The sequence below is a fragment of the Ferruginibacter sp. SUN002 genome (assembly GCF_050611725.1).
Classification (GTDB): Bacteria; Bacteroidota; Bacteroidia; order Chitinophagales; family Chitinophagaceae; genus Ferruginibacter.
In genome coordinates, this window is sequence record NZ_JBODJB010000001.1 from 827,391 (window position 1) to 839,094 (window position 11,704).

Genomic DNA, 11,704 nt, shown 5'->3' on the forward strand with positions numbered 1-11,704 from the left:
ATATTGTATATTTGCACCCTCAAACAAGCGTTTTATGTTCAACAAAAGAATCAAGATCAAAGAATTGTTGTCGAGTGACAAGGTCAATTATGAGGCTACCGTAATGGGATGGGTACGAACTTTTCGTAACAATCAATTTATAGCATTGAATGATGGTAGTACTAATAGTAATATACAGGTAGTAGCAGAATTGGGAAAATTTGATGATGCTGTTTTAAAACGACTTACAACCGGTGCTTGTATCAAAGCAACCGGCGAAGTAATTGCTTCTTTGGGAAAAGGACAAAAAGTAGAATTAAAAGCAACTTCAATAGAAATTTTAGGTGATAGTGATGCAGAAAAATTTCCATTGCAACCTAAAAAACATAGTCTTGAGTTTTTGAGAGAGATCGCTCATTTGCGTTTTCGTACAAACACATTCGGTGCGGTTTTTCGTGTACGCCATACGTTAGCATTTGCGATTCATAAGTTTTTTAATGATAGAGGATTTGTTTATCTGCATACGCCGATCATTACTGCAAGTGATGCCGAAGGTGCCGGAGAAATGTTCAGGGTAACAACTTTACCGATTGATGGAACAGCTCCAAAAAATGACGATGGCTCAATAAATTTCAAAGAAGATTTCTTTGGTAAGAGCACTAACCTTACCGTGAGCGGACAATTAGAAGGAGAATTGGCCGCAATGGCATTCAGCGAAATTTATACTTTCGGTCCAACCTTTAGAGCTGAAAACAGCAATACCACAAGGCATTTGGCGGAATTTTGGATGATAGAGCCTGAAGTTGCTTTCAATGATCTGGAAGACAATATGAACCTTGCTGAAGATTTTATTAAATACATCATCGGCTATGCGATGGAAAATAATAGAGAAGATCTTGAATTTTTAGCACAGCGTTTAGAGGAAGAAGAAAAATCAAAACCACAAGCCGAAAGAAGTGAAATGGGATTGATCGATAAATTGAAATTTGTTGTTGAAAATAATTTTGAGAGACTGACTTATACCGAGGCGATTGAAATTTTAAAGGAAAGTAATCATAACAAGAAAAAGAAATTCCAATATTTGATCGATGGTTGGGGGATAGATCTGCAAAGTGAGCACGAAAGATACCTGGTAGAAAAGCATTTTAAAAAACCGGTTATACTTACCAATTATCCTAAAGACATCAAAGCGTTTTATATGCGTCAAAACGATGACGGTAAAACAGTAGCGGCCATGGATATTCTTGCGCCGGGTATTGGAGAAATTGTAGGAGGCTCTCAAAGAGAAGAACGTTTGGATAAGCTAACGCAACGCATGAACGAAATGCATATTCCTACTGAGGAAATGAGTTTTTATTTAGATACCCGCCGCTTTGGCAGTTGTCCGCATGCTGGTTTCGGGCTTGGGTTTGAGCGTTTAGTACAGTTTGTAACAGGTATGGGTAATATCAGAGACGTAATTCCTTTCCCTCGTTATCCAAAGAGTGCGGAGTTTTAAACTCATAAACTAAATAGAACGTTATTTTGTTTGCCATTAAGCTTGAAAGGCTTCTTCCAAGTTTGATGGCAATTTGTTTTTAGGCAGCTTTATCTTCCTTCAACAAATCTTATTAAAGATTATTAGCATAAATTTACAGGCTCTACTAATGTTGTTGTACAAAGCATATAAATATATATTAACTGGGGTCATTTTTTTGATTGGTGGTTTTTGTGCAAACGCACAATGCACTACTACTATCAATGCTTTTCCATATACACAAGATTTTGAAACTACTGATGGAGGATGGACGGTAGGCGGTGTTAGTAGCGACTGGGGGTATGGTACTCCAAGAAAACCAATCATTAACTCGTCTTATTCCGGAATAAAATGCTGGATGGTAGGAGATCCGCAATCAAGTAATTATAATGGTAGCCAGGCTTCCTGGGTACAAACTCAATGTTTTGATTTTACAAATTTGCAATACCCAATAATATCATTTTCGTTGTGGTCAGAATCTGAAAGAAATTATGATGGCACAGGGTTTCAATATTCAACAGATGGTGGCAATACCTGGTTAGATGCAGGGGTATATAATGGCTTATCGGATTGTTTAAATCAAAATTGGTACAACACTTCTTCAGTGCGGTATCTTACCTTGATGAATTCAAGAAGTGGTTGGTCGGGAAGTTCTAGAGGATGGGTTACCGCAATGATACAGCTTCCAACACTGGGTGGGAAAAACAACATTCGGTTTCGGTTTGTTTTTGGCTCAGGGTCTATCAATAATAATTTTGACGGAGTGGCTATAGATGATTTTAGTGTTAGTAATGCACCGCCCAATAAAGCCGATTTTACATCTAGTTGTGTTGGGAACAATAAAGTTGTTTTTGCTGATCAGTCTGATCTATGCCCCACTTCTTTTCGTTGGGATTTTGGTGATCCTGCTTCAGGGGCTAATAATGTATCTACATTTCAAGGCCCTGAACATATTTTTTCGTCGACCGGTACATTTAATATAACCCTAACCGTTAGTGGCGGCGGAAATGCTCCATCAACCATCACACACCCTGTCACTATTATGACACTTACATCGGCTATAGTAACGCCGATCAACTGCGGAGGAGATAATAATGGAGCTATATCTGTAAGCGTAACCGGAGGTACGAGCCCGTTAACATATAATTGGAATACAAATCCTGTTCAAACAACAGCTACTGCAACCAATCTTTCTGCAGGGTCCTATACTGTGAATGTTGGCTCTACCGGAGGTTGTACGTCTTCGCTTACCATCGATCTTCCAGGACCACCACCATTAAAACATATAATAACCGCAGTTAATCCGGGTTGTATTGCCCCAACCGGCTCAATAACTATTGAGGAGTCTGGGGGAGCTTCTCCCTATACATATAGCTGGTCACCGAATGTAGGCAATACTGCTTCTATTTCCGGATTATTGGCGGGCACTTATACAATAACGGTGACGGATAAATCTTCCTGTACGGATATTTTTTCTGTTGATCTTGTAACAGTAACACCCCCCAATGTAACAATTGCAAACAAAACAGATGTTAGTTGTAATGGAGGCAACAATGGAACAGCTACCGCAATTATAACGGGAGGTACAGATCCAATGATATATAATTGGGATACCAATCCGATCCAAACTTCTACAACAGCAACAGGCTTAACTGCCGGTGTATATAATTTTAAAGTTAAAGATGATGATGGCTGTACTGGCAATGCATCTGTTACAATTACTGAACCACCTTTAACAACCGTAAATGTTGCTACAGCAAATTCAACCTGTGGCTTATCCAACGGAAGTATAAATATTTCTCCATCAGGCGGTGCAGCTAATTATCAATATACATGGACGCCGGCCATCAGTACAAATGCTGTTGCAAATAATGTAAAGCCTGGTAGATATGCCGTTGAGTTGAAGGACAATGCCGGATGCATTACCAATGTATCAGATATACGAGTTAGCAATATTGGCGCACCAACAAAAATATTTTTGGGTAAAGACACAACTATTTGCATAGGCGAAAGGGTTGTTTTATCAACTGCTATTACAGGTAATTATTTATGGTCGGATAATTCCACTTTGCCAACTTATACAGTGAACCAAACTGGTAAATATTGGTTAAGACTTACCAATCAGGATGGCTGTGTTTCTTCCGATACAATAAATGTAGATGTTGTAAGCAATTGTGTTGATATATATTTCCCTACAGGCTTTTCACCCAATGGCGATGGGTTGAATGACCAATTTGGTCCGATTGGTAATTTGAATGCAGTCAGCAATTACACCTTATCAATTTATAATCGTTGGGGAGGATTGGTTTTTGCCAGCAACGATCCAAGAAAAAGGTGGTCAGGAGATTTGAACGGAGCATTAACAGCCAATGCTACTTTTACCTGGCATGCATCTTACACTTTTGAAGGTAGCGGTACAAAATTTAAAAAAGGTGTGATAGTAATTGTGAGATGATACTTTGATACATTAATTTTATCAGATGACAGATGATTTGAAACCCGATGGCGAATTATTGGTGCAATTGGTAATAATGAAAATGCCATTTGGAAAATATAAAGACAGATTACTTTGTGATCTGCCGGTATCTTACCTTGAATGGTTTCAACGAGAAGGATTCCCAAAGGGGAAACTCGGTATGTTGTTACAAACGATGTATGAAATAAAAATAAATGGTATCGAAGATTTACTTCGACCGTTAAAAAATATGCGATGACACTTTCTGCTCAACAACTTATTCAGCAATATCATTTACTGCCACATCCCGAAGGGGGCTGGTATAAAGAAACTTACAAGAGCAACGAATCGATACAGGAAGAAGCTTTACCTGAAAGGTTTGAGCACAGCAGGGTGTTTTCAACGGCTATTTATTTTTTATTGGAGCAAGGAAATTTTTCAGCGTTCCATCGTATTAAAAGCGATGAGTGTTGGCATTTTTATGCAGGGGAAACATTGCAGGTGTTTGTGATACAAAACAACGGCGTGTTAGATATTATTAATTTGGGAAGTGATATTAGCAAAGGGGAATTGTTTCAATATGTAGTGCCTGCCAATTGCTGGTTTGCAAGCAGGCCTGCAGCTAATAGCAATTTTTGTTTTGTTGGATGTACGGTTTCACCGGGTTTTGATTTTGCAGATTTTGAATTAGCTGATGCAAATATATTGGCAGCAAAATATCACCAGCATAAAAAGATCATCAACGAATTGTGCAGATAGACTATGAAAGCATCAAGTATCAATGAAATAAAACAGGAATTACAAAATCTTTCAGCAAAAGAAATAACAGAATTGTGTTTGCGTTTAGCAAGATTTAAAAAAGAGAATAAAGAACTATTAACCTATTTGTTATTTGAAGCACATGATGAGGCAGGATATATTGAAGCGGTAAAGACAGTAATTGATGCGTTGTTTGCAGAAGTAAACATTACCAATCTTTATTTTGCTAAAAAGAGCATTCGTAAAATATTACGTATTACCAATAAGCATATTAAATACACAGCCAGTAAACAGGTAGAAGCTTATCTGCTTATTCATTTCTGCAGCTCATTAAAAGCTTCAGGCATATCAATTGAAAAAAGTTTACTCATTCAAAATATCTACACTCAACAAATAAAAAAAATAAAGACCGCCATTGCAACTTTGCATGAAGATCTTCAATATGATATGCTGAAAGAATTGAGACAAGTTGAGTAGATCATTTTTGATGTTTAATTTTACAGGATATGAATCCAGTGCTTTCGATCATAATATTACTATTGGTTTCGCTTTATTTATTCTTCAAATTGAAGAAAAAGCCGGTAAAGGTTCTCCCGATTTCCGATCAATACAAGGCTATACTAACTGCTGAGGTTCCTTTTTACCGTGAACTTGGTATTGGTAAGAAAAAAGAATTTGAGCATAGGCTGCAACGATTTCTGGCAACAGTGAAAATAACCGGAGTGAATACAATTGTTGAGGATATAGATAAAGTGTTGATAGCAGCAAGTGCAATTATTCCCATCTTCAATTTTTCGGATTGGGAATATCCTAATTTAAATGAAGTGTTACTATATCCCGACTCATTCAATCACGATTTTGATCAGGTGGGAGATGAAAGAAATATTTTGGGAATGGTGGGCACAGGAGCATTTAATAATGTGATGATCCTTTCTCAATTTGAACTCAGACAAGCATTTACAAATCTTACCGGCAAACGTAATACGGCAATACACGAGTTTGTACATCTTATTGATAAAACAGATGGATCGATCGACGGCATTCCAACAGCGATTCTCGAAAAAAAATATATTTTGCCTTGGCTTCAATTAATGCGGCAAAAAATAGAAGAGATCAGAAATGACGATTCTGATATTGCCGATTATGGCGCTACCAATGAGTCGGAGTTTTTTGCAGTAGTATCCGAATACTTTTTTGAACGTCCCGATCTGCTGCAGGATAAACATCCTGACCTGTATGCATTACTGATTAAAATTTTCCGGCATCAGCCTAAGCTGTGATACGTTAAGATTTTTTAGCAAAAAAATACGCTAATCTAAAACCGTATCCATTTACACTTGATGAGTGTTTACCTGAGTACCCTATCAACACATTATCCGACGCTTTGTAAAAGTTATGTTTACTTATGCTGAGGTCGTAGAATGGAATTATTTTAAATGTATTGTTTATTTTTTTTGATGTCGGAATGCAAAAAGCTGTTTGAAATCTTACCATAAAATTGATTGCTCTGAACGGATTGCTTTCGTCGGTAGATTCAAATCTTGATTTTGTAGCACTATTAATAGATTCAACATCGAGTTGTATATCTGTGGAAGAAACCATTAATTGCGTACCAATATAAAAATTTTTATTCAAAATGAAATTCGGACCTAACCGAAGATTAAAGGTCGTAAGATTCATTCTTCCGGCAGCTGTATGTCCATTATCTTGTAATGTTTTTCCAAATGAGCGGCCGTAACTGGCCCCGGCTTCAAAACCAACATGCTTTCCGGCAACCAATCCGGATATACCAACATTGAATTCTCCCGGGGAAGCAGAGAGCGGACTTGCAAGATCAAGTGTATCGGAAATAGTACCAAGGTATGTGTTAAATTCGCTACGGGTCAATTTTTGCCAACCTGTTTCAATTTGCCATCCTGCATCGGAAGCGCTATTATTTTGTGCGAATACATTTATTGCAATAGTAGCGGTAAAAACAAGTAAAAATATTTTCCTCATGATAAAAGTTTTATCAAAGAAAATAAAAAGTCACAACGAATAAAATACCCTCTTGTGGGTATGTTATAAATTATATTTTTACATTTTTACCAAATATTTTTATTAAATCTTCTTCAGAAATATTTTTAAAATTAAGAGCTACTGATTTGCTATTTTTACTTACAGTAAAATCTTCTTTGCACTGAAAGATCTTTCCATTGCTTTTTGCGAAAGCCACAAGTGTTATATCTGAACCAACCGGTAATCTGCCAAGACAAATTTTACTATTATTGATAACTGCTTTTCCGCTCATAAGTCCATTCATCGATCTGAAGAGTAAAAAGTAATTTACGCTTCCTTTAGTCATTGTTATCGGCAGGTCAAAATATGTTTCGGGTTGTTCTTCTAATTGATAAAAGCGGTCACAATTGATCCATCCCAATGAAATGATCTTGCTTGGGCTATAATATTTTTGTAGTTGTTCTGCAAGGGTTTGTGGTTGTCCTTTGTCAACGGCCTCTTGCCTTGCTTTCTTATATCTTTCCAGGCTATCGGCCTGATCCTGTAAATATTGACAACTAATTAATTTATATTGTTTTCTCGGGCCATATCTCTGAAACAAATAATTAGTATCAATATATTGTCCGGGTTTTAAAACTATATCTGCTTTTGGCCACATATCGATTGTATCGATATAAATTTTCATTTTACCTCTGTTGATCGTATCCACAATATTCTTTATGGTGAGTTTTTTATCATAATAGTACACAGGGTCGTTCAATGTTTTATAGATCCTTGGTTGTTTATTATCATCATACATAAATGCCGGAAAGAATGCTGTTTGATAACGGTAGTTATCAGTGAAAGTGAGTTCTTCATCTTTTTGTTCTTCATCATAAAGTTTTCCTGATCCGTTATTACCGGCTTGTATCCAGTTTATTCCGCCTTCGTTTGTACGTTCACCATAAAACAATTCCATTTCCTCTTTCCTAATCTTTGGGAATTGCATATCGATACTTTTACCTTGTTTTATCCGAACATTTTGTCCTCTACATTCCATACCAATAAAATAACTACCACCGCTGGAAAGTAATCTACCATTACTAATGGTTGTGGCATTGCTCTTAAATAACTCGTCTGTATTTGTAAGTTCAATGATAGTCACTTTAATTTTTCCATCAATAACAGAGCCATCTTCCTTTTCCAATACAGTGGGGTCAACAGTAACCTTTAGTCCTTTTTTACCCTTAAGAAGAGAAACCTTATTTGGTAAAACAGTAAAGTTTTGTTTACAGCTTTCCAAATAACTGAAAGCATGATCAGTAAGATTTAGTTGTTCATCTGCAGCAACTTCTACCGTATCGGTTGAAACTGTTGTTGGGACTTTAGAAACTGTGTTGTTTTCTTTTTTGTTATTGCAGGCAAACAAAATACAAGTGCATAGTAAAAATGAAAAAAGAGTACGTAGTGTTGGCATGGCATTGTTGGTTTGTAGTTAAGAATAGAAACTGCTACAAACAGACAAATTATTTTTTTATACTTCAGCAAAGTTTTGTTAAACGAAAAACAGTGTAGATATGTTTTAACAGAGCATTAGAAAGGCCATCTTTTATGAAGTAAAAAATCAAAGGGGCCGGGATAGAAATCCAGCCCCGCTTTAAAATCCAATATCCTATGAAAAACCACTTAATTAACGCTTTGTCAAGTATCTATATTGCTTTTAACTGTAGTTTACTTGCTATAAATAATGTTAAAGCAAATCCGGCTCAATTGATTTTTTGAGAGAAAGTAGTGAGTGGCAAGGGATTAAATAAATAAAAGACAATAGCGGATCATAAAAAAAGCCACCCGAGGGCAGCCTTTTATTTCAAAAAGGGTTAAAATTATTTGATCAATAAGTTTAATCCGAAAACGTTGGTTTTGTTATCGTTCAATCCTTTCATGTATGAAAGCCTTACGCTAACAACCTGACCATCGCCCCATAGGCTTAAAGGGAAACGAAGGCCTGCATTTGCTATCGGACCGGTTGCTTTAGCGCTACCACTTTCAACAGAAGCACCTGTATGAAAGCCATAACCAACGCCACCGAAGAAACCAATGCCTTCGGTTTTATCTGAAGTCGAACCACACCCCGAATTGTAATCTACCATTAATGGCGCATTCAATAAAAAGCTAGCATCACTTGATGCACCCGATCTGCTATTTACTGATCCCGTCATACCCAAAGTAATTGGTGCAGAAATTGAAATAGAAGAAGACTCATTTTCCGTGATGTTATACCTTGGGTTCCCGGTAACACCATAGTTTAATAATAGCGATTGGCCATCAGCTTTTTCAGCTTTACCCCCGGCTAAGAAAACACCAAGGCCATAACTGAAAGAAAACTGTGCATGAGCCGCTGCTGATATTGCAACAACTGCAATAAGAACAAAAACTTTTTTCATTTTTTTTGATTTTGTTAAGTGGTTAAATATTGGCAGCAAATCTAAACGGTTTTTTGAAAATATCATTTTTATAAATGTTAAAATTTTCGAGTATGCTAATGAGTTAGTATAAAACTCATTTAATGATAACAGCGAAGCGTATATGACAATGATTGATCTGGTATAGTTGTGATTTATTTGCATACAAAATCGTTACATATTCAATTCTATTGTAGAATGCCGCTTAACTATTAAAAAATAAAAAGCCTTCCTTTTGGAAGACTTTTAAGTTTGATTCAAGAATGTAGTAATATTTATTTTCTCATTGGCTTGTAATATTTCATTGCTTGCGGCATATTAGCCTTAATGGCTGTAATTCTGCTGGCATCCGAAGGATGGCTACTTAAAAATCCAATTTGTTTCGCTCCACCAGCTGCCGCCATTCTTTCCCAAAATGGTACTGCTTCCTGCGGATTGTAACCAGCCATTGCCGCAAAGTATAAACCATATTTATCCGCCTCTGTTTCTTCTTTACGAGAAAAAGGAAGAATGGCTCCTACTGTTGTTCCAACACCATATGCAGTTAAAAAAAGATTTTGTGTTTCGGCTGGTTTATTTGCTAAAGCAACCTGTAGAACAGTTCCGCCTAATTGTTGTAACAAAGCCTGACTCATTCTTTCGCTACCATGTTGGGCAATAGCGTGAGCAATTTCGTGTCCCAAAACAATGGCCAATGCGGCTTCGTTTTGTGTAATAGATAATAACCCTGTATATACAACAACTTTCCCACCGGGCATACACCAGGCATTTGCTTCTTTATTGTCCACCAAATTAAATTCCCATTGATAACCTTCTAATACAGAAGTTTGTCCCTTGCCATCATAATACGTTTTAATAGCGGCAGCAATCCGGGTACCTACACGACGAACCATTTCGGCATCTTTATTACTGTTGGCATTTACTACAGTATTGGCGCTTAAAAAACTTTGGTACTCTTGCTTGGCCATCGTTTGTAATTCCGATTCGGAAACCAGACTAAGTTGTTTACGACCTGTAACCAGGTTTTGTGTGCAACTGACAAAGAAAATTGTCAGCAACATGAGAGAAAATATTTTTTTCATTTTTCGTTTTTTATAGATATTAAAGATGAGCTTCTTTGTGTAATAAGATGTTATACGATTATTTGAAAAATTTACATGTTTCACAGATTAAAGGAGAAATAATAGTAGTAAATAGATAGCAAGAGTTGTACCTTTATACGAGCGCTAAGTATCAGTCTCGATATCATATCTGCAATTGGGCATATGAAAACAAAAGCACCTATACTTTGAGCCACATCTATTTTGAAGCTCTTTATTAAATACATGGTAAGCTATCGATGCAAAATGATGGTGAAAGAAGAATTAAAAAAACTCGGACTTCATTATGCGAATGTGAATTTAGGAGAAGTAGATGTAATGGAAAGTATTTCGAATGAACAAAGAGAGCAGTTGAAAGCGGCACTTCTCCAATCCGGCCTTGAATTGATGGATGATAAAAAATCGATGCTCATAGAAAAAATAAAAAACGTGATCATAGAAATGATACATTACTCAGATGAGCTGCCAAAAACAAATTTCTCCGATTATTTAAGCGAAAAATTACAATACGACTACACTTATCTGTCCAATCTTTTTTCTGAGACAGAAGCGATCACTATTGAGCATTTCATCATTCTTCATAAAATTGAATACGTTAAGGAATTGATCATTTACAATGAACTCAATCTTACCGAAATAGCGTGGAAACTTCATTACAGCAGCGTTGCTCATCTTTCTCATCAATTCAAAAAAGTTACAGGATTAACTCCTTCTTTCTTCAAATCTCTGAAAAACAGAAAAAGAGAAACACTTGAAAATGTGTGAATTATATAACTTCCTTCAAAAGTTATGTAACACTTAATCGTTCCAACAAGATCATCTTTGTTAGTCTCTATTCAAAAGAGGCACCCAATTGAAATTATTCATAAAATATATGGTAAGCAATCGTTGTAAAATGGTTGTGAAAGAAGAACTAAAAGCGCTCGGACTACATTTTGTTTTTGTTGATCTGGGAGAGGTAGAGATCATGGAAGACCTTTCATTGAAGCAATGGGATGAATTAAAAGCGATACTGCTTACTTCCGGCCTTGAGTTGATGGATGATAAAAAAGGATTGTTGGTGGAGCGAATTAAAAATGTGATCATACAAATGGTTCATCACACAGATGAAGAATTGAAAATAAATTTTTCTCATTATTTGAGTGAAAAATTGAATCATAGTTATACTTATATGGCAAATCTGTTTTCCGAAGTACAGGGAACAACAATTGAACAATTTATCATCGCAAATAAAGTTGAAAGAATAAAGGAATTGATCATTTACGATGAGTTGAATATTACAGAAATAGCGTGGAAAATGAATTATAGCAGCGTGGCACATTTGTCGAATCAGTTTAAAAAAGTTACCGGCCTGTCTCCTTCACATTTTAAGCAATTAAAAAACAAAAGACGCAGCCCTATTGAAGAAATCGGAAACGTGAAAAATGAAAACATTGTATAAGTCATGGTAAAAAAA

The 11,704-nt window shown here is 36.3% G+C and carries 12 protein-coding genes; 8 read left to right on the forward strand and 4 right to left on the reverse strand.

Annotated features, from left to right (window positions below; translation table 11 throughout):
* Window positions 1-34: 34 nt before the first annotated feature.
* The 6 genes from asnS (at window position 35) to ACQ33O_RS03670 (ending at window position 5,989) form a co-directional block, all read left to right on the forward strand.
* Window positions 35-1,477 carry an asparagine--tRNA ligase gene (gene asnS / locus ACQ33O_RS03645; protein ID WP_430994201.1) on the forward strand — a complete coding sequence of 481 codons (1,443 nt, stop codon included), beginning with the start codon at window positions 35-37 and terminating at the stop codon, window positions 1,475-1,477.
* Between the two features lie 148 nt (window positions 1,478-1,625).
* Window positions 1,626-3,950: a gliding motility-associated C-terminal domain-containing protein gene (locus tag ACQ33O_RS03650; protein ID WP_430994202.1), complete on the forward strand. Its 2,325-nt coding sequence runs from the start codon at window positions 1,626-1,628 to the stop codon at window positions 3,948-3,950.
* A 25-nt stretch (window positions 3,951-3,975) separates the two neighbouring features.
* A complete protein-coding gene (locus ACQ33O_RS03655) occupies window positions 3,976-4,209 on the forward strand; it encodes a DUF3820 family protein (protein WP_430994203.1) in 234 nt (77 codons plus the stop codon).
* The gene (locus ACQ33O_RS03660) at window positions 4,206-4,709 is read left to right on the forward strand and encodes a cupin domain-containing protein (protein ID WP_430994204.1); all 504 of its coding nucleotides are present in this window, start codon (window positions 4,206-4,208) and stop codon (window positions 4,707-4,709) included. Before ACQ33O_RS03655 ends, ACQ33O_RS03660 begins: the two co-directional genes overlap by 4 nt.
* Before the next feature lie 3 nt (window positions 4,710-4,712).
* Window positions 4,713-5,186 (forward strand): hypothetical protein, encoded by a 474-nt coding sequence (locus ACQ33O_RS03665; RefSeq protein WP_430994205.1) that lies wholly within the window; start codon window positions 4,713-4,715, stop codon window positions 5,184-5,186.
* Window positions 5,187-5,215: 29 nt separating this feature from the next.
* Window positions 5,216-5,989, forward strand: coding sequence for a zinc-dependent peptidase (locus ACQ33O_RS03670; protein ID WP_430994206.1), 774 nt, complete (start codon window positions 5,216-5,218; stop codon window positions 5,987-5,989).
* A gap of 4 nt (window positions 5,990-5,993) precedes the next feature.
* Here the strand turns inward: ACQ33O_RS03670 and ACQ33O_RS03675 are convergent, their stop codons facing one another.
* The 4 genes from ACQ33O_RS03675 to ACQ33O_RS03690 all read right to left on the reverse strand — a co-directional run bounded on the left by ACQ33O_RS03675 (window position 5,994) and on the right by ACQ33O_RS03690 (window position 10,230).
* Window positions 5,994-6,707, reverse strand: a complete 714-nt coding sequence (locus ACQ33O_RS03675; protein WP_430994207.1) for a hypothetical protein — start codon at window positions 6,705-6,707, stop codon at window positions 5,994-5,996.
* Between the two features lie 70 nt (window positions 6,708-6,777).
* Window positions 6,778-8,163 carry a hypothetical protein gene (locus ACQ33O_RS03680; RefSeq protein ID WP_430994208.1) on the reverse strand — a complete coding sequence of 462 codons (1,386 nt, stop codon included), beginning with the start codon at window positions 8,161-8,163 and terminating at the stop codon, window positions 6,778-6,780.
* Window positions 8,164-8,569: 406 nt separating this feature from the next.
* Window positions 8,570-9,130: a hypothetical protein gene (locus ACQ33O_RS03685; protein WP_430994209.1), complete on the reverse strand. Its 561-nt coding sequence runs from the start codon at window positions 9,128-9,130 to the stop codon at window positions 8,570-8,572.
* Window positions 9,131-9,423: 293 nt separating this feature from the next.
* Window positions 9,424-10,230, reverse strand: a complete 807-nt coding sequence (locus tag ACQ33O_RS03690; RefSeq protein WP_430994210.1) for a M48 family metallopeptidase — start codon at window positions 10,228-10,230, stop codon at window positions 9,424-9,426.
* 264 nt (window positions 10,231-10,494) lie between these two features.
* On the opposite strand from ACQ33O_RS03690, the gene ACQ33O_RS03695 reads away from it, so the two are divergent.
* Both ACQ33O_RS03695 and ACQ33O_RS03700 read left to right on the forward strand, forming a co-directional pair.
* Window positions 10,495-11,013 (forward strand): helix-turn-helix domain-containing protein, encoded by a 519-nt coding sequence (locus ACQ33O_RS03695; RefSeq protein ID WP_430994211.1) that lies wholly within the window; start codon window positions 10,495-10,497, stop codon window positions 11,011-11,013.
* An 88-nt stretch (window positions 11,014-11,101) separates the two neighbouring features.
* On the forward strand, window positions 11,102-11,689 hold the full coding sequence (locus tag ACQ33O_RS03700; protein ID WP_430994212.1) for a helix-turn-helix domain-containing protein: 588 nt from the start codon (window positions 11,102-11,104) through the stop codon (window positions 11,687-11,689).
* Window positions 11,690-11,704 lie beyond the last annotated feature (15 nt).

Coding starts and splice junctions, on each gene's coding strand:
- ACQ33O_RS03670 (WP_430994206.1), top strand. CDS start 5,216: ATGAATCCAGTGCTTTCGATCATAATATTACTATTGGTTTCGCTTTAT.
- ACQ33O_RS03675 (WP_430994207.1), bottom strand. CDS start 6,707: ATGAGGAAAATATTTTTACTTGTTTTTACCGCTACTATTGCAATAAAT.
- ACQ33O_RS03695 (WP_430994211.1), top strand. CDS start 10,495: ATGATGGTGAAAGAAGAATTAAAAAAACTCGGACTTCATTATGCGAAT.
- ACQ33O_RS03685 (WP_430994209.1), bottom strand. CDS start 9,130: ATGAAAAAAGTTTTTGTTCTTATTGCAGTTGTTGCAATATCAGCAGCG.
- ACQ33O_RS03655 (WP_430994203.1), top strand. CDS start 3,976: ATGACAGATGATTTGAAACCCGATGGCGAATTATTGGTGCAATTGGTA.
- ACQ33O_RS03665 (WP_430994205.1), top strand. CDS start 4,713: ATGAAAGCATCAAGTATCAATGAAATAAAACAGGAATTACAAAATCTT.
- ACQ33O_RS03660 (WP_430994204.1), top strand. CDS start 4,206: ATGACACTTTCTGCTCAACAACTTATTCAGCAATATCATTTACTGCCA.
- asnS (WP_430994201.1), top strand. CDS start 35: ATGTTCAACAAAAGAATCAAGATCAAAGAATTGTTGTCGAGTGACAAG.
- ACQ33O_RS03650 (WP_430994202.1), top strand. CDS start 1,626: ATGTTGTTGTACAAAGCATATAAATATATATTAACTGGGGTCATTTTT.
- ACQ33O_RS03690 (WP_430994210.1), bottom strand. CDS start 10,230: ATGAAAAAAATATTTTCTCTCATGTTGCTGACAATTTTCTTTGTCAGT.
- ACQ33O_RS03680 (WP_430994208.1), bottom strand. CDS start 8,163: ATGCCAACACTACGTACTCTTTTTTCATTTTTACTATGCACTTGTATT.